We start from the raw sequence: 17,899 nt of genomic DNA on the forward strand, positions 1-17,899 counted from the left end.
TTTTCGTCTTCGATTCATTCCCCCAATCCTCTCTAAACCCCTCAAGTCCTTTGTTTGCCGGGCCCGGCGCCGCCAGAAAAAAGTTGGTCTGCAAATTGCTTATGGCTCAGCAGTACAGCGGTGGGCGGCAAACGTCCGGCATGCAGAGGAAAGAGTGTGGACAAGTACCTTTATGTGGCAATGACCGGCGCCAGCCAGAATGCACTGGCGCAGAAGGCTCATGCCAACAACCTGGCGAACATCTCTACCAATGGTTTTCAGAAGGACCTGGAGCAGGCCCGTTCGATGCCGGTGTTTGGTGACAGCTTTCCGGCGCGTGCGTTTGCCATGAGCGAACGTCCGGCCACCGACTTCTCCCCGGGCGCCCTGGTGGAAACCGGTCGCGACCTCGATGTCGCGGTGCAAGGCAACGGCTGGATCGCCGTGCAAAACCCCGATGGCGGTGAAAGCTACGTGCGCACCGGTAGCCTGAACGTTGACGCGCTGGGCGTACTGCGCGCCGGCAACGGCATGCCGGTGATGGGCAATGGCGGGCCGATTGCCGTGCCGCCCGAGCAGCAGATCGAAGTTGGCGAAGACGGCACCGTCAGCATCCGTGCGATGGGCGAGGGCCCGCGGGTGATGGCCGAAGTCGACCGCATCAAGCTGGTCAACCCGGACTTCAAGAACATGACCAAAGGCCTGGATGGTTCGATCCACACCAAGGACGGCAAGCCGGCGCAAGCCGATGCCGGCGTCAAACTGGTGTCTGGGTTTCTCGAGTCGAGCAACGTCAATGCCGTGGAAGAAATGACTTCGGTACTGGCGCTGGCCAAGCAGTTCGAGCTGCACATCAAGATGATGAACACCGCCAAAGACGATGACCAGGCCATGGCTCGGGTCTTGCAGATCAGCTAATTATCAGAACGTCGCGCCGTAAAACAGGCGCACGAGGAGAAACGAATGCTTCCGGCTCTATGGGTTGCCAAAACAGGTCTGTCCGCCCAGGACACCAACCTCACCACCATTTCCAACAACCTGGCGAACGTATCGACCACGGGTTTCAAACGTGACCGCGCCGAGTTCCAGGACTTGCTGTATCAGATCAAACGCCAGCCAGGCGCCCAGTCGACCCAGGACAGCGAACTGCCGTCGGGTCTGCAAGTGGGTACCGGTGTGCGCATCGTCGGCACCCAGAAAAACTTCACCGCCGGCAGCCTGCAAACCACCGAGCAGCCATTGGACATGGCCATCGACGGTCGCGGTTTCTTCCAGATCCTGCAGCCCGATGGCACCACGTCCTACACCCGTGACGGTACCTTCCACCTGGATTCCAACGGCCAGATCGTCAACGCCAGCGGCTTTGCCCTGGAGCCGGCCATTGTCATTCCGAACAACGCCCAGACGTTCACCGTTGGTCGTGACGGCACCGTGTCCATCACCGTTGCCGGCAACCCCGCCTCCCAGGTGATCGGCAACCTGCAAACCGCCGACTTCATCAACCCGGCCGGCCTGCAAGCGGTGGGTAACAACCTATTCCTGGAAACCGCTGCCAGTGGCGCGCCGCAAGTCGGCACCCCGGGCCTGGCCGGTTTTGGCACCACGCTGCAGAACACTCTGGAAACGTCCAACGTCAGCACCGTTGAAGAGATGGTCAACATGATCACCACTCAGCGCGCCTACGAGATGAACTCCAAAGTGATCTCCACCGCCGACCAGATGCTCTCGTTCGTAACGCAGAATCTGTAATCAAGTCTATGAGGCGGCCATGAGGTCGCCTGCAACACCGTGAGGTAGGGTCATGAATCGCTTCGTATCTGTTCTGGCACTGAGTGGGGTCGCCGCGCTGGCGGGGTGCGTCGGTCCGACGCCAAAGCCCAATGACCCTTACTACGCCCCGGTGTTGCCGCGCACGCCGCTGCCGGCTGCCGCCAATAACGGCTCGATCTACCAGGCCGGTTTCGAACAGAACCTGTACAGCGACCGCAAGGCGTTCCGGGTCGGTGACATCATCACCATCACCCTGAACGAGCGCACCCAGGCGAGCAAGAACGCCAACTCGCAGATGGACAAGAACAGCGACAACAAGATCGGCCTGACCTCGCTGTTCGGCTCCAGCCTGACCACCAATAATCCGGTCGGTGGCAACGACCTGAGTCTGAACGCCGGCTATAGCGCCGACCGCTCAACGAAGGGCGATAGCAAGTCCGGTCAGAGCAACAGCCTGACCGGCTCGATCACTGTGACCGTTGCCGACGTGTTGCCCAACGGCATCATCGCTGTACGCGGCGAGAAGTGGCTGACTCTCAACACCGGTGACGAATTGGTACGGATTGCCGGCCTCGTTCGTGCCGATGACATCGCCACCGATAACACCGTGTCGTCGACCCGCGTCGCCGATGCACGCATCACCTATTCGGGCACCGGTGCGTTTGCCGATGCGAGTCAGCCAGGCTGGTTCGACCGTTTCTTCCTCAGCCCGCTGTTCCCTTTCTAGGTGGCTACGTTGAATCTGAAAAGCCTTATGGTGGGCGTCCTGTTGCTGACGGCGGCCTTCGATGCTCAAGCCGAACGGCTGAAGGACATCGCCAGTATTTCCGGCGTGCGTTCCAACCAATTGATCGGCTATGGCCTGGTGGTCGGGCTTAATGGCACCGGTGACCAGACGACCCAGACCCCATTCACCCTGCAGACCTTCAACAACATGCTCTCGCAGTTCGGCATCAAGGTGCCGCCAGGTTCCGGCAACGTGCAATTGAAGAACGTCGCGGCCGTGTCGATCAGCGCCGATTTGCCAGCGTTCGCCAAGCCGGGTCAGCAGATAGATATCACCGTAGCGTCCATCGGTAACTCCAAGAGCCTGCGCGGCGGCACCTTGCTGTTGACGCCGCTCAAAGGTATCGATGGCAACGTCTACGCCGTCGCTCAGGGCAATCTGGTGGTCGGTGGTTTCGATGCCGAAGGTCGTGACGGTTCGAAGATCACCGTCAACGTTCCGTCGGCCGGTCGCATCCCCGGCGGTGCGTCGGTCGAGCGTGCCGTACCGAGCGGCTTCAATCAGGGCAACAGCCTGACCCTGAACCTCAACCGTTCGGACTTCACCACGGCCAAGCGCATCGTCGACAAGATCAACGACATGCTTGGCCCTGGCGTCGCTCAGGCCATCGATGGCGGCTCGATCCGCGTGACTGCGCCACTCGATCCGAGCCAGCGGGTCGACTATTTGTCGATCCTCGAAAACCTCGAAGTCGATCCGGGCCAGGCGGTGGCGAAAGTCATCATCAACTCGCGCACCGGCACCATCGTGATTGGCCAGAACGTCAAGGTTTCCCCGGCCGCCGTGACCCACGGCAGCCTAACCGTGACCATCACCGAAGACCCGATCGTCAGCCAGCCCGGCCCTCTGTCCAACGGGCAGACGGCGGTCGTGCCGCGTTCGCGGGTCAACGCTCAGCAAGAAGCCAAGCCGATGTTCAAGTTCGGCCCGGGCACCACCCTCGACGAGATCGTTCGTGCGGTGAACCAGGTCGGCGCAGCGCCGGGTGACTTGATGGCGATCCTCGAAGCGTTGAAACAGGCCGGCGCGTTGCAAGCCGACCTGATCGTGATCTGAGGACGGCGATCATGGATATGCGCAAAAGCGGTCTGGTCAGCAGCAGCGATTCGGGTTCTTACTCGGACCTGAATCGTTTGAACCAGCTCAAGGTCGGCGACAAGAACAGCGATGCGAACATGCGCAAAGTGGCGCAGGAATTCGAGTCGCTGTTCCTCGGTGAAATGCTCAAGTCCATGCGCTCGGCCACCGAAGCGCTGGGCAAGGATAATCCGCTCAACACGCCGGCAGCCAAGCAATACCAGGAAATGTACGACCAGCAGTTGGCCGTTTCCCTGTCCCGCGAAGGTGGCGGTATTGGTCTGGCTGACGTGCTGATGCGCCAGATGTCGAAGAACAAACCGTTGGCACCGGGTGAGGCTGCTGCAGCGTCTGCCGCCAAGCAAGCCGCCGCGAAGGCCGCCGTGGAAACACCGATTGCCGCCGGTACGGTTGCCACCAATGGGCCGCTGTCGCGCCTCAACGGCGAGCGCCCATTGTGGGCTTCACGCGCGGTGAGGACGCCGGCAGGTGCGGGCGAGGGCGCACACCGCAACGACATGGCGCTGATCAATCAGCGGCGTCTGGCGCTGCCACCGAAACTGGCCGACCGTTTGCTCGCAGGGCTGGTGCCATCGGCATCGACCACGGCGACAACCGCCATCGCAACGCAGAACAAAATCCAGGTGCCGCCGAGCACCGCGACCGGTTCCGGCCCGCTGTACAACGGCGATTGGCTGGCTTCGCAAACGGATACGACCTCCAGCGGGCGCCTGCAGATTTATGGTCGTGCCATGGCTCAAATCCCCTTGGCGCCAGCGAAGAAAGCCTTCAGTTCCGCCGACGAATTCGTCAACACCATGCTGCCAATGGCCAAAGAAGCCGCCGACCGTATCGGTGTCGATCCGCGTTACCTGGTGGCTCAGGCCGCCCTGGAAACCGGTTGGGGCAAATCGGTCATGCGCGCCCAGGATGGCAGCAGTAGCCACAACCTGTTCGGGATCAAGGCCAGTGGTAACTGGAAGGGCGATTCGGCGCGGGCGATCACCAGCGAATTCAGAAATGGCCAGATGGTCAAGGAGACGGCCGAGTTCCGTTCCTACGCCTCTTACAAGGACAGTTTCCATGACCTTGTGACGCTGCTGCAAAGCAACAATCGCTATCAAGATGTGCTGAAGTCGGCCGATAACCCAGAACAGTTTGTACGCGAGTTGCAAAAAGCCGGGTATGCAACCGACCCGGATTACGCGAGCAAGATTTCGCAGATAGCCAAGCAGATGACGAGTTACCAAAACTACGCTGCAGCGGGCGCTTCCACTACGCCTTTATAGGCACAAGGCATAAGGTTTGAATCATGAGTTTGCTCAACATCGGGATGTCGGGTTTATCCGCAGGCCAAAGCGCGTTGATGGTGACCGGTAACAACATTGCCAACGCCGACACCGCAGGCTACTCGCGTCAGCAAACCGTGCAGGGCAGCAAGGCCTCTAATCAGTTCGGTAATGTCTACATCGGCACGGGTACGACCCTGGCCGATGTGCGTCGGGTGTACAACAGCTACCTCGATGCGCAACTGCAAACCACCACCTCGCTCAACAGCGACTCGGCTGCCTATGCCGGACAGATCAGCCCGCTCGATAAGTTGCTGTCGGACAGCGGCACCGGCCTCAACGGCGCCCTGACCAAGTTCTTCGCCTCGGTACAGAACGTCAACGCGAAACCTGGTGACGATGCTTCCCGCCAACTGCTGCTCAGCGATGCGCAAGCCCTGAGTAACCGTTTCAACTCGATCTCCAGCCAGTTGACCGCGCAGAATGCGGACATCAACGGCAACCTGGCGGACATGGCCGATCAGGTCAACAAACTGGCGGCCACCGTGGCCCAGTTGAACCAGAAGATCTCCGAAGTTTCCAACGCCGGCGGCCAGCCCAACGACTTGCTCGACGCGCGCAACGAGACCGTGCGCCAGTTGTCCACCTTCACCGGTGCGCAAGTGATCGAGCGTGACGGTAACCTCGACATTTACCTGGGCAGCGGTCAGCCGCTGGTCATGGGCAGCACTGCCAGCAAGCTGGAAGTGGTGCCGAGTAAAGACGATCCGTCGCGTTCGGCCATTCAGCTCAATCGAGGTTCGAGCACCATCGATATCACCTCGGTGATGACCGGTGGCGAGATGGGCGGCTTGCTGCGTTATCGCAGCACCGTGCTGGACCCGGCCATGAATGAACTGGGGCGTGTGGCGCTGGTCGTTGCCGATCAGATGAACACTGTCCAGGCCCAGGGCATCGACAAGAACGGTGACTTCGGCTCGAACCTGTTCAATAGCATCAACACCGCAGCGCAAATGGCTCAGCGCAGCGTTGCCACGGTCGGCAACAGCGCCGGCTCAGGCAACTTCGATGTGAGCATCGAGGACAGCGGCAAGCTGACTATCAACGATTACAAGGTCACCTTCACCAGCGCCACCAACTACACCGTGCAGCGTCTGCCTGAAGGCACCGCCATGGGCGCGTTCAGCACGCTGACCACGCCACCGCCGGTGATCGATGGTTTCTCCATGACACTTTCCGGTGGCACAGCAGCCGCCGGCGACACGTTCAAGATCACCCCGACCCGCAACGCGGCGACCAACATCAAGACCGAGATGACCGACTCCAAACGTCTGGCCATCGCGGCACCGTTGGGCGCGGCCATTGCAGCGGGCGGCAGCGGCACACTGACGATTCCGGCCAGCGGTCAACCGACCCTGACCACCAAGTTCGATATCTACGACACGGCGACCACCACCACGCTCCAGAACGGCCTGAAGACGTCGACGCCGGTCAAGATCGTGTTCGGTGCGGCCGGTGGTACGACTCAGACTTACCAAATGCTCGATGCCCAGGGTAACTCGCTCAGCAGCGGCACTATTGTGCCGGGCCAGAACAATACGCTGAGCCTGACCATTCCGCTGGTCGACGGCACCGGTGCCGCGATCAATGATCCGGGACCGCCCATCGTGCAGCGCACTGTGTCGTTTGACATGACCGTGGCCGGTTCGCCAGGTAACGGCACCGCGATCAACGTATCGCTCAGCCAGCCGGGCACGCTGGACAACCGCAACGGCACCGTACTGGCCGGCTTGCAGACCAAGCAGACCGTGGATACCGGTTCCGCCAGCAAAGGCATTTCCCTGACTGACGCCTACGGCAAACTGGTCGAAGGCGTCGGCGCCAAGGCCGCGCAAGGCAAGCTCGACAGTGCCGCGACCACCGCCATCCTGGCCAATGCCAAGGGTGCTCGTGATTCGCTGTCGGGTGTCGACCTCGATGAGGAAACCGGCAATCTGGTCAAGTATCAGCAGTACTACACCGCCTCTTCGCAGATCATCAAGGCTGCGCAGGAAATCTTCAGCACACTGATCAACAGTCTTTAAGGAGTCGTAGCCCATGCGCATTTCTACCGCCCAGTTTTACGAGTCCTCTGCTGCCAACTATCAGAAGAACTTTTCCAACGTGGTCAAGAGCAGCGAAGAGGCCAGCAGCCTGGTTCGCGTGAATACCGCGGCGGATGATCCGGTCGGCGCTTCGCGTCTGCTGCAATTGGGTCAGCAGGCTTCGATGCTCGATCAGTACGAGGCTAACGCCACGACCATCAAGGGGACCCTGGGCACCACCGAAGCGGTGATGAGCAGCATTGGCAACGTATTGCAGCGCGCCAGGGAACTGGCGGTGGGTGCCGGTAACGCCGGTTACACCGACGCCGACCGCCAGGCCAACGCATCGGAGTTGGGGCAGATCGAAGAGCAGCTGCTGAGCCTGATGAACAGCAAGGACGAGAATGGCAAATACATCTTCGCCGGCTCCAAGGGCGACACTGTGCCGTTCACCCGCAACAACGATGGCACCTACAGCTACAACGGTGACCAGGTGACGCTTGACCTGGCAATCGGCGACACCATGTCGATGGCCACCAACAGCACCGGTTGGGATGCGTTCCAGCAGGCGATCAACACCAGCCGCAGCCAGGTCACCATGACCGCGCCGGCGGTGGATGACGGTCGCGTGACCCTGTCTAATGGCCAGGTATCTTCGGGCGTTACCTACAACAGCAAGTTCCGCAGTGGTGAGCCATACACCGTGGACTTCGTCAGCGGCACCCAGCTGAAAATCACTGATTCGCTCGGTAACGACGTGACCGCCGAAGCCAGCCAGGGCGGAGCATTCGATCCTGCCAGCAAGGCCGGCCAGGCCGTCACATTCCGTGGCGTCGAACTGACCCTTAATATCAATCTGAGCGCGGGTGATACGGCCGCGACTGTGCTGCCTGGCCACACTTTCACCCTGGCGACCAAGCCGGACACCCTCAGCGCAACCGGCAGCCCGGGCAACCCTTCGACGTCGCAGGTAACTGCCAGCAGCATCACTAACTCGGTGAATTACCACGCCAGTTTTCCTAGCGGTTCGGCGATCCTGAAGTTCACCAGTGCCACTGCCTTCGAACTGTACGCAGCGCCATTGACGGCCAGCAGCAAGCCGGTGTCTACCGGAACCATGGCCGGTAGCGTCGCCACCGCATCGGGTGTGAGCTTCACCCTGACCGGTACGCCGGCTGCCAACGATCAGTTCAGCATCGCGGTCAATACTCACGAAACCCAGAACATTCTGGACACCGTGAGCCAGTTGAAAACCGCACTGAATACGCCAACCAACGGTAATGCGATTGCCACACAGAAACTGCAAGCGTCACTGGCTTCCGGTGTTGCCAACCTGGCCAGCGGCACTGATCAACTGTCCAGTGCCTTGAGTTCTGTCGGTGGGCGCGGTGCAGCCCTGGACACCCAGAGCGATACCAACCAGAGCCTGAAGCTGGCCAATGCCCAGACCCAATCGTCGATCCGCGATTCCGATCCGGCTGAAGTGATGACCCGTCTGACCTTGCAACAAACCATGTTACAGGCCTCACAACTGGCCTTCAGCAAGATTGCTCAGTTGGGCCTGTTCAACAAGGTCTGAGCCGGCGTCTGCCGAGCTGCCAACCGACTTTTTTAAGCGGTTCCGGGGCCTCTGCCTGAAAGGATAGAGGCCCGCCGCTCGAGAGCTTCCCGCCGTGAATCAACGTCCCCTCGTCAGCATCGTCATCCCTGCCTACAACCCGCGCTTCTTCAGTCAGGCATTGGCAAGTGCGCTCTCCCAGACCTATGAGCATGTCGAGATCGTCATCTGTGACGACTCGCCCGACGATGAAATCCGCCGCATTGTGCAGGGCTTTACCGAGTCGGTTCATCCGGTTCGCTACTTGCGTAACTCGCAGCGGTTGGGATTACAGAAGAACGTACTGCGTTGCGTCGAAGAAGCCCGGGGCGAGTTCATCAAAGTGCTGTGCGATGACGATCGACTGTTTGCGCCCAGCGTTGCCTTGCAGGCCCAGGTGTTGATCGATCACCCCGACGTCAATCTGGTGTTTGGCCTGCGCATGCTCAGCGATGCCGGAAATTTTCTGTTGCCGTCGCGGGTGGGCAACAGCCGCTTTTGTCCGACCGATGCGTTACTCAAGGGCGACGATATGCTGGCGATTTTCGAGGGCACGCCAAAGAATTTCCTCGGCAATTTCAGCTCCAGCCTGATGCGTCGCGCTGATGTGCTGGAGTTGTTGCCAGCCTTGATCCAGGACGGCTCCGGGTTCCTCGCCATGCTCGATTTCGCCTTGTTCGTGTGCCTGATGCGCCGCGCTAATCTGGTGTCACTCAGCACCGTGCTGAGCACCGAGCGTCTGTATACAGAGCGATTGAGCCGGACCCCTGAGATGCTCAAGGCGGCAGCGCTCGAGTGGAGCTGGCTGGCGCAGATGCTCGCGGTACGCAGTGGCGAATCGGCGCCGGCAAAGGGATGGGTTCGCTATATCGACCTGAGCAAAGTCACTCATCAACCCCACGCCTGGGAAGAGTTGTATGTGACGCACATCCTCGGTAACCGCAGCACGGTGGTCAATGGTCGAGTGGGTGGGGAGAGCGAAAGTTACGCCGACTTCTATCGCGAATGGTTGGCGATCCGCAGGTTCTCGGCAGTCGAACAGCGGCTCATGCCGCAGCGCATCGACAGCTGGGCCTTCCGCCCGCAGATCGTGCCGATTGTCATTGACAGCGGTGCTGACAGCGTAGCGTTGAAAACCACATTGCAGAGCATCGGTGCTCAGCTGTATGCGCCTCAGGCGGTGGTGGTGCTATCCGATGCGCACTGTGATGCTGATGATCGAATCGTGCAGTTGCCGTTTCAGTCGAACTGGGTGCAACAGCTCAATGCCGTGGTCCCGCAACTGGAAGGTGCTCACTGGTTTTATCTGTTGCGGGCCGGCGACACCTTGCGTGAATCCGCTCTGCTGATTCTGGCAGAGCGCATTACCGGTTCCGCGGGCGCTCTCTGTGTCTACAGCGACGAGGGCGCGCGGGTCGACGGCGAGTCGATCGATCCGGTATTCAAGCCCGATTTCAACCTCGACCTGATGCGCGCCTACCCCTACGTCGGCCGAGCCCTGGCCTTTGAACGTCAGCACTTCATGGCGTTGGGCGGGTTTGACCCGGCTCACGGTGAGCTGGCACCCCATGACCTGATGTGGCGTCTGGTGGAAGAGGTTGGTCCGCAGACCATCGAGCACATCGCCGAGATTCAGGTGGAGTCGAGTCTGGCCTTTTCCGACTGGCTGTCATTACCCGAAGTCATCGAAAACAATGCTGGCATGATCGGTGCGCACCTGGAGCGTATCGGCGTCGCGCACGCTGTCCGTCACGAAGAGCTGCCACTGATCAATCGCATCGATTACCGGCATGAGGCGCGTCCGCTGGTGTCGATCATCGTCCGGACCGGTGATTCGCTTCACGCGTTGCAGCGTTGCGCCGAAGGTTTGATCGAGCGCACGGCCTACACCCAGTACGAAATCCTGATCGTCGACAGCGGTACTGACGACCCGGCGATGCTCGACTGGTTGGCTGCCATGACGCAGCTGGGTGCCGCGATGTTGCGGGTGCTGCGTTACGCCGGTGACGCCAATGACGCAGCGATCCGCAACTTCGCCGCGAGCCTGGCTCACGGCGAATACTTGCTGTTGCTCAGCCCCCGGACGGTGATCCGCGACAGCGACTGGCTGGACGAATTGCTCAACCACGCACAGCGTCCCGAAGTGGGGGTGGTCGGTGCCCGGATTCTCAGCCCGCAGGGTTCGATCGTCAGCGCCGGGTTGATCCTCGGGTTGGCGGGGGCGGCCGGTTCGCCATTTGTTGGGGAAGCTGCCGGCTCTCGTGGCTACATGCAGCGGTTGCACGTGACCCAGAACTGGAGCGCGGTCAGTGACCACTGCCTGATGGTTCGCAAGGAAGTTTTTGACAGCCTGGGGCAGCTCGATGAGGCGACGTTTGCCCAGAGCCTGGGCGATGTCGATTTGTGCCTGCGGGCGAACAATAACGGCTACCTGGTGGTCTGGACGCCATACTCCAGTGTGGTGTTGGCTCCGGAAGGCGAGGAGTCGACGCTGGAGTTGTGCGAGCATGAACAGGACGCCTTTTATCGCAGATGGCTGCCGAAGATCGCCAGGGATCCGGCCTACAGCCCGGCACTGAGTCTTGGGGTTTCCAGCTTCAGTCTGGAGCCTTCGCTACGCAACAACTGGAACCCGTTCTGCACCCGGGCATTGCCGTTGATTCTCGGTCTTCCGGTCAACAACACTGCCGTCGGTCACTACCGGGTGATCGCGCCACTGGCGGAACTCGAATCCACCGCGCGAGTGATCTCACGGGTGGCTCATGAGTCGCCGTCGATCATGGAGATTGAGCGTCTGTCCCCGGACACCATCGTCCTGCAAGGACGTTACAGCGAAGGCTCCGCCGGCGATATTCTGCGGATGAAAAAGTATTCCAGCGCCCTGCGGGTTTTCGAACTCGACGACTACATCGTCAGCGCACCGAAGAAAAACGCTCATGCCCGCAACCAGCCGGCCAACATCGAACAGATGCTGCGCGAAGGCATCGGTCTGTGCGACCGCTTGGTAGTCACCACACCACCGTTGGCCGATGTCTTGTCGAGCATGCACAACGACATTCGCGTGGTGCCGAACATGCTGTCGCCGGATCCTTGGGCAGCGCTGACCAGCCGTCGCCGCACCTCCGGCAAGCCGCGTGTTGGCTGGGGTGGCGGCACGAGTCACACCGGGGACCTGGAGATCATTGCCGAGGTGGTGCGCGAGCTGGCGGACGAAGTCGAGTGGGTGTTCTTCGGCATGTGCCCCGACGCCTTGCGCCCCTATATTCACGAGTTTCATTCCTCCGTAGGCTTGCAGAGTTACCCGTTCAAACTGGCGAGCCTGAACCTCGATCTGGCACTGGCTCCGCTGGAGTTCCACATCTTCAACGATTGCAAAAGCAACCTGCGATTGCTGGAGTACGGCGCCTGCGGTTACCCGGTGATCTGCACTGACACCGAGGCCTATCGCGGCCACTTGCCATGCACCAGGGTCTACAGCAACAGCACGGACGAATGGCTGCAGGCGATCCGCATGCACTTGGCCGACCCGGACGCCAGTTACCGCATGGGTGATGAACTGCGCGACGCGGTTCATCGGGATTTCATGCTGCGGGGCGACAATTTGAACCACTGGTTGTGGGGTTGGTTGCCGGACTGATTCTGTTATTACCTTCTAACCATCAAAGGATCGCAGCCTTCCGGCAGTGCCCACAGGGATGTATTTACACCTGTGGGCACTGCCGGAAGGCTGCGATTTTTTTTGCCCTGTGCAATTGGCTCACTTCCTGCAAGTCCCTCATATATCGCCATAAAACCTTCACCGCATACGGCGTGAATGGCCCAGTGGCTGCGGGTAAATGATGTGCATCTGATGGTTCGCCGACCCTTTGAGGGGCTGCCGCGCCGTGTGAAGAGCAAGAGGACAGCGATGAAGGCAGTAATTCTGGCAGGTGGTCTCGGTACGCGCATCAGCGAAGAGTCGCACCTCAAGCCCAAGCCGATGATCGAGATCGGTGGCAAGCCAATTCTTTGGCACATCATGAAACAGTACTCCGCCCACGGGATTCATGACTTCGTGATCTGCCTCGGCTACAAGGGCTATGCGATCAAGGACTTCTTCGCCAACTACTTCCTGCACACCTCCGACGTCACCTTCGACATGCGCAACAACCGCATGGACGTGCACCAGAACTACAGCGAGCCGTGGAGCGTCACCCTCATCGACACCGGCGAGGAAACCATGACCGGTGGCCGCTTGCTGCGCGCCGGTCGTTACCTCAAGGATGAAGAGGCGTTCTGCTTCACCTACGGCGACGGCGTCTCCGATATCAATATCCGTCAACTGGTGGACTACCACAGCGCCCACGGTCGTCTGGCGACCGTCACCGCCGTACAACCGCCAGGCCGCTACGGCGCCCTGGAGCGTCACGGCGATCAAGTGCTCGGTTTCACCGAGAAGCCCCGTGGCGACGGCGGCTGGATCAATGGCGGGTTCTTTGTGCTGTCGCCGAAAGTGCTGTCGTACATCGGCGGTGATGAGACCACCTGGGAAGCCGAGCCATTGGCTCGTCTGGCCCAGGACGAACAGTTGAAGGCTTTCGAACACGAAGGCTTCTGGCACCCGATGGACACCCAGCGCGACAAGAACCACCTCGAAGCACTGTGGCAGAGCGGGGAGGCCCCATGGAAGCAATGGGCCTGAGTCCGGAGTTCTGGCGTGGCAAGCGGGTGCTGCTGACCGGCCACACCGGTTTCAAGGGCAGCTGGTTGACGTTGTGGCTGCAAAGCCTCGGTGCCGAGGTCAGTGGCTTTGCCCTTGATCCGTCCACCGAGCCGAGCCTGTTCGAACTGGCTCGGGTGCACGAGGGCATCAACGATCAGCGCGGCGACCTGCGTGACCTCGGCGCCTTGCTGGAACTGATCGCCGACGTGCAGCCGGAAATCGTCCTGCACCTGGCGGCCCAACCGCTGGTGCGCGAAGGCTATCGCGATCCGCTCGGCACCTATTCCAGCAACGTCATGGGCACCCTCAACCTGCTTGAAGCGATCCGTCAGGTCGGTGGTGTGCGCGCCTGTGTGCTGGTGACTACCGACAAGGTTTACGCCAACAAAGAATGGCTGTGGCCGTACCGCGAAGACGAAGCCCTGGGTGGTCACGATCCTTACAGCAGCAGCAAGGCTTGCTGCGAATTGTTGGCACAGTCTTACGCCGCATCGTTTTTCCCGGCCGACAAGTACGCCGAACATGGCTTGGCACTGGCTACCGCGCGTGCCGGCAACGTGCTGGGCGGTGGTGACTTTGCGCCGGAGCGCCTGATTCCCGATGTACTCAAGGCCTGGTCGGCCGACCAACCGGTGACCCTGCGCTACCCGCAGGCCGTGCGCCCATGGCAGCACGCCCTGGAGCCGCTGGCCGGTTATCTGCAATTGGCCGCCGGTCTCTACGAACAAGGCCCGCAGTTTGCCGGCGCGTGGAACTTCGGCCCGAGCGAAGCGGACATGTGCAGCGTCGGTGAAGTGGTCGAGTTGCTCGCCAACCGCTGGCCGCAAGCGCGCGGATTGCGCATCGAACCGAGTGATTTGCACGAAGCCGGCCTGCTGCGTCTGGACAGCAGTCGCGCCCGTCAACTGTTGGCCTGGAAACCGCGCTGGTCGTTGCAGCAGTGCCTGACCCAGACCCTCGATTGGCACCTGGCGTGGCAGAACGGCGATGACATGCGTGAAATCACCCTGCGTCAGTTGAACCTGTATCGAGGCGCGCTGTGAGCGAGTTTTTGTTGAAGACCTTGCCGCTGGCCGGACTGTTCAGCGTGCAGCACAAACTCTTCGAAGATGATCGCGGACATTTCGCCCGGCTGTTTTGCGAAGGCAGCCTGAGCGCTTTCGGCCAGCCGTTTCATATCCGCCAGATCAACCACTCCTGCACCCGTGAGCGGGGCAGTGTGCGCGGTCTGCATTATCAAAATTCCAATGCGCCGGAAGCCAAGTTGATTACCTGCCTGCGCGGCGAGGTCTGGGATGTGGCGGTGGACTTGCGCCCCGACTCCGAAACCTTTCTGCACTGGCACGCCGAGCACCTGAAGGCCGGTGACGGTCGCAGCTTGCTGATCCCGGCCGGGTTCGCCCACGGCTTCCAGACGCTGACCGATGACGCCGAATTGCTCTACCTGCACAGCGCCGATTACACGCCTGCGCACGAGGGTGGGTTGTCGGTGAATGATCCACGGCTGGCGATTGCCTGGCCGTTGCCTGTCAATAATCTGTCGGTCAGGGATTCCAGCCATCCCTTGCTCGATGAACACTTCGCTGGAGTGCGTCTATGAACTGCCGTGGTTGCGGTACTCCTCTGGCCTTGCCGCTGATCGATCTCGGCACCTCGCCGCCATCCAATGCCTATGTGCACGCCGATCGCCTGGAACAAGCCGAGCAATGGGTGCCATTGAAGGTTGCGGTGTGTCAGCAGTGCTGGCTGGTGCAGACCGAGGATTACACCAGCGCCGACAGCCTGTTCGACGCCGAGTATGCGTATTTCAGTTCGTTCTCCAGCACCTGGCTGGCCCATGCCGAGCGCTATGTCGCCGAGATGGTCGAGCGCTTTGGCCTGACTGCCGACAGCCGCGTGGTGGAAATCGCCGCCAACGACGGTTACCTGTTGCAGTACGTGGCCGGGCGCGGCATCCCTTGTCTGGGCGTTGAACCGACCCGTAGCACCGCGCAAGCGGCGCGGGAAAAAGGCCTGGAGATTCGCGAACTGTTTTTCGGTCGCGACACCGCCGCGCAGCTGAACAGCGAAGGCTGGGCCGCCGACCTGATGGCCGCCAACAACGTGTTGGCCCACGTCCCGGACATCAATGATTTCCTCGGTGGTTTTGCCACCTTGCTCAAACCGACCGGTGTGGCAACGTTCGAGTTTCCGCAGCTGCTGACGCTGATGGCCGGGCAGCAATTCGACACGCTGTATCACGAGCACTATTCCTACCTGTCCCTGACCGCCGTGCAGACCTTGTGCGAGCGCAATGGCCTGGAAGTGTTCGACGTCAGCCAGTTGTCGACCCATGGCGGTTCATTGCGGGTGTTCGTCCAGCGGGCCGACGGTATTCGCCGTGAGGTGCAGTCAGCCGTTCAACAGCAGTTGCAGGCCGAGCTGGCGGCGGGAGTGAAAACCCCCGAGTACTACGCGACCCTGGCGCCAGCGGCCGAGGGCATCAAGCACCAATTGCTGCGTTTCCTGTTGCAGGCCAAGGCCGACGGCAAGCGCGTGGTCGGTTATGGCGCGGCAGCCAAGGGCAACACCTTGCTCACCTACGCCGGGGTCAAACCGGACCTGTTGGCCTGGGTGGCCGATGCCAACCCGCACAAGCAGGGCAAGTACTTGCCGGGCAGTCGCATTCCGATCGTTTCGCCGACGCAGATCGATCTGGAAAAACCGGATTACATCCTGGTGTTGCCATGGAACCTGTTGCACGAAGTCAGTCAGCAACTGGCGCAGGTACGTCAGTGGGACGGCCGTTTCGTGATCGCCGTGCCTGAGTTGACCGTACTGTGAAGGTGCTGGTGACCGGTGCTACCGGGTTCGTCGGCCGACATCTGGTCGCGGCTTTGCTCGCCCGTGGCTGCGAGGTGCGGGCCGTGGCGCGTAACGCCGAGACTGCTGCGCAACTGCCGTGGATCAACGCCGTGGAGTTCGTGGCCGCGGATGTTCATGCCGCCGACCTGGACTTCGCCGCGCTGACCGATGGCGTCGATGCCTTGGCGCATCTCGCCTGGCCGGGGTTGCCGAATTATCAGGCGCTGTTTCACTTCGAGCATAACCTGATGGCCGATTACCGGTTCATCAAGGGCGCGGTCGAGGCGGGCGTGTCGCAGGTGCTGGTTACCGGCACCTGTTTCGAATACGGCCTGCAGAGCGGGCCGCTCAGCGAGCAGACCGAGGCGCGGCCGAGTAACCCCTACGGGCTGGCCAAGAACAGCTTGCGTCTGTTCCTCGAAAACCTGCAGCGCCAACAGCCCTTCACCCTGCAATGGGCGCGGCTGTTCTACCTGCACGGTGCCGGGCAAAACCCCAACAGTTTACTGGCGGCACTGGACCGGGCAATCGAGGCTGGGGACGACAGCTTCAACATGTCGGCCGGCGAGCAGTTGCGCGATTACCTGGCGGTCGACACGGCCGCCGATTACCTCGCCGCGATCCTGCAACAGCGCGAATTCGATGGCGTGATCAATTGTTCCAGCGGCCAGCCGGTATCGGTCAGGGCGCTGGTCGAGCAGCGGTTGTGTGAGCGTGGCGCGTCGATCCGTTTGAACCTGGGCCATTACCCATACCCGACCCATGAACCGATGGCGTTCTGGGGCGTGGCGGACCGCTTGCAACAGCTACTGGGAGCAGAGTATGAGGCATGAGTTGTATCCGGGGTGTCCTCGCCGCAAGAGGCCATGGATGCCTTGCCTGAAGGCGCCAACGTGTTTGTGATGAATTCCAACTACTTCGAAGAAATCAAGCGGATGACCGGTGGACGCTACGTCTATCACACCGTCGACAACGCTTCGTTCCAGTGACTATTGAGATCTGAAATGACCGACAACACCATCAATAAAGCCTTCCAGGTCGAGTGCCAGGCAGAAATCGCCCGTCAGGGCGATGACCAGAAACTCACCGCTCTGGCCCGGGATTTCTTCAATGAATCGGCCAAACACAAATACAGCTACCACTTCTCGTGGATGGGCCGTCCGATCATCCAGCTGCCCCAAGACATGATGGCAATGCAGGAAATCATCTGGCAGGTCAAACCGGACCTGGTGATCGAATGCGGTATCGCCCACGGCGGCTCGATCATTTACTACGCATCGCTGCTGGAGCTGCAAGGCCACGGTGAAGTGCTGGGCATCGACCTCGACATTCGTGCGCACAACCGCGCAGCCATCGAAAGCCACCCAATGATCAAGCGCATTTCGATGATCGAAGGTTCGAGCATCGATCCGGCGATTGCTGCGCAGGTACGTGCCGCGGCCGAAGGCAAGAAAGTCATTCTGGTGCTCGATTCCAACCATACCCACGATCACGTACTCCAAGAGCTGCGTCTGTACGCGCCACTGGTATCGGTAGACAGCTACTGCGTGGTCATGGACACCGTGGTTGAGGACATGCCAGCCGATTTCTTTCCGGATCGTCCGTGGGGCCGGGGCGATAACCCGAAGACCGCTGTGTGGAAGTACCTGGAAGAAAACAAGGACTTCGAAATTGATCGGCAACTGCAAAACAAGCTGCTGATCACCGTAGCGCCGGATGGTTATCTGCGTCGCGTTCGTTAATCAAAAGTGGTTTCAGGTTCTTGGCGAT

At 60.6% G+C, this 17,899-nt stretch carries 14 protein-coding genes and 1 pseudogene; all 15 read left to right on the plus strand.

What is annotated here, in order from left to right:
- Positions 1-156: 156 nt before the first annotated feature.
- The 15 genes and pseudogenes from JUI81_RS23530 to JUI81_RS23600 all read left to right on the plus strand — a co-directional run bounded on the left by JUI81_RS23530 (position 157) and on the right by JUI81_RS23600 (position 17,871).
- Complete coding sequence (locus JUI81_RS23530) at positions 157-897, plus strand: flagellar basal body rod protein FlgF (RefSeq protein ID WP_026286705.1); 741 nt, start codon at positions 157-159, stop codon at positions 895-897.
- 45 nt (positions 898-942) lie between these two features.
- On the plus strand, positions 943-1,728 hold the full coding sequence (gene flgG, locus JUI81_RS23535) for a flagellar basal-body rod protein FlgG (protein ID WP_018929947.1): 786 nt from the start codon (positions 943-945) through the stop codon (positions 1,726-1,728).
- A gap of 52 nt (positions 1,729-1,780) precedes the next feature.
- Positions 1,781-2,476, plus strand: coding sequence for a flagellar basal body L-ring protein FlgH (gene flgH / locus JUI81_RS23540; protein ID WP_019579544.1), 696 nt, complete (start codon positions 1,781-1,783; stop codon positions 2,474-2,476).
- Between the two features lie 27 nt (positions 2,477-2,503).
- Positions 2,504-3,592, plus strand: coding sequence for a flagellar basal body P-ring protein FlgI (locus JUI81_RS23545; protein ID WP_032831038.1), 1,089 nt, complete (start codon positions 2,504-2,506; stop codon positions 3,590-3,592).
- An 11-nt stretch (positions 3,593-3,603) separates the two neighbouring features.
- Positions 3,604-4,902, plus strand: coding sequence for a flagellar assembly peptidoglycan hydrolase FlgJ (flgJ, locus tag JUI81_RS23550; protein ID WP_204125156.1), 1,299 nt, complete (start codon positions 3,604-3,606; stop codon positions 4,900-4,902).
- 23 nt (positions 4,903-4,925) lie between these two features.
- The gene (gene flgK / locus JUI81_RS23555) at positions 4,926-6,986 is read left to right on the plus strand and encodes a flagellar hook-associated protein FlgK (protein ID WP_204125157.1); all 2,061 of its coding nucleotides are present in this window, start codon (positions 4,926-4,928) and stop codon (positions 6,984-6,986) included.
- A gap of 13 nt (positions 6,987-6,999) precedes the next feature.
- Positions 7,000-8,565 carry a flagellar hook-associated protein 3 gene (locus JUI81_RS23560; RefSeq protein WP_204125158.1) on the plus strand — a complete coding sequence of 522 codons (1,566 nt, stop codon included), beginning with the start codon at positions 7,000-7,002 and terminating at the stop codon, positions 8,563-8,565.
- A gap of 94 nt (positions 8,566-8,659) precedes the next feature.
- Positions 8,660-12,220, plus strand: a complete 3,561-nt coding sequence (locus tag JUI81_RS23565) for a glycosyltransferase (protein WP_204125159.1) — start codon at positions 8,660-8,662, stop codon at positions 12,218-12,220.
- Between the two features lie 270 nt (positions 12,221-12,490).
- Positions 12,491-13,264 (plus strand): glucose-1-phosphate cytidylyltransferase, encoded by a 774-nt coding sequence (rfbF, locus tag JUI81_RS23570; RefSeq protein WP_204125160.1) that lies wholly within the window; start codon positions 12,491-12,493, stop codon positions 13,262-13,264.
- Positions 13,246-14,328, plus strand: a complete 1,083-nt coding sequence (gene rfbG, locus JUI81_RS23575; RefSeq protein ID WP_204125161.1) for a CDP-glucose 4,6-dehydratase — start codon at positions 13,246-13,248, stop codon at positions 14,326-14,328. The genes rfbF and rfbG overlap by 19 nt, the downstream gene beginning before the upstream one ends.
- Complete coding sequence (locus JUI81_RS23580) at positions 14,325-14,885, plus strand: dTDP-4-dehydrorhamnose 3,5-epimerase family protein (protein ID WP_204125162.1); 561 nt, start codon at positions 14,325-14,327, stop codon at positions 14,883-14,885. The genes rfbG and JUI81_RS23580 overlap by 4 nt, the downstream gene beginning before the upstream one ends.
- Positions 14,882-16,108 carry a class I SAM-dependent methyltransferase gene (locus JUI81_RS23585; protein ID WP_204125163.1) on the plus strand — a complete coding sequence of 409 codons (1,227 nt, stop codon included), beginning with the start codon at positions 14,882-14,884 and terminating at the stop codon, positions 16,106-16,108. The genes JUI81_RS23580 and JUI81_RS23585 overlap by 4 nt, the downstream gene beginning before the upstream one ends.
- A complete protein-coding gene (locus JUI81_RS23590; RefSeq protein WP_204125164.1) occupies positions 16,105-16,962 on the plus strand; it encodes an NAD(P)-dependent oxidoreductase in 858 nt (285 codons plus the stop codon). The genes JUI81_RS23585 and JUI81_RS23590 overlap by 4 nt, the downstream gene beginning before the upstream one ends.
- Before the next feature lie 12 nt (positions 16,963-16,974).
- Positions 16,975-17,118, plus strand: a pseudogene (locus JUI81_RS23595) (methyltransferase); the annotation flags it as partial.
- Between the two features lie 15 nt (positions 17,119-17,133).
- Entirely contained in the window at positions 17,134-17,871 is a 738-nt protein-coding gene (locus tag JUI81_RS23600) for a cephalosporin hydroxylase family protein (protein WP_204125165.1), read from the plus strand.
- Positions 17,872-17,899 lie beyond the last annotated feature (28 nt).

It is taken from the genome of Pseudomonas sp. 008, assembly GCF_016861935.1.
GTDB lineage: Bacteria > Pseudomonadota > Gammaproteobacteria > Pseudomonadales > Pseudomonadaceae > Aquipseudomonas.

Bases quoted from the DNA above. Each gene is read 5' to 3' on its own strand.
- flgJ (WP_204125156.1), top strand. From the start codon at position 3,604: ATGGATATGCGCAAAAGCGGTCTGGTCAGCAGCAGCGATTCGGGTTCT.
- flgG (WP_018929947.1), top strand. From the start codon at position 943: ATGCTTCCGGCTCTATGGGTTGCCAAAACAGGTCTGTCCGCCCAGGAC.
- rfbG (WP_204125161.1), top strand. From the start codon at position 13,246: ATGGAAGCAATGGGCCTGAGTCCGGAGTTCTGGCGTGGCAAGCGGGTG.
- JUI81_RS23560 (WP_204125158.1), top strand. From the start codon at position 7,000: ATGCGCATTTCTACCGCCCAGTTTTACGAGTCCTCTGCTGCCAACTAT.
- flgK (WP_204125157.1), top strand. From the start codon at position 4,926: ATGAGTTTGCTCAACATCGGGATGTCGGGTTTATCCGCAGGCCAAAGC.
- JUI81_RS23545 (WP_032831038.1), top strand. From the start codon at position 2,504: ATGGTGGGCGTCCTGTTGCTGACGGCGGCCTTCGATGCTCAAGCCGAA.
- flgH (WP_019579544.1), top strand. From the start codon at position 1,781: ATGAATCGCTTCGTATCTGTTCTGGCACTGAGTGGGGTCGCCGCGCTG.
- JUI81_RS23600 (WP_204125165.1), top strand. From the start codon at position 17,134: ATGACCGACAACACCATCAATAAAGCCTTCCAGGTCGAGTGCCAGGCA.
- rfbF (WP_204125160.1), top strand. From the start codon at position 12,491: ATGAAGGCAGTAATTCTGGCAGGTGGTCTCGGTACGCGCATCAGCGAA.
- JUI81_RS23585 (WP_204125163.1), top strand. From the start codon at position 14,882: ATGAACTGCCGTGGTTGCGGTACTCCTCTGGCCTTGCCGCTGATCGAT.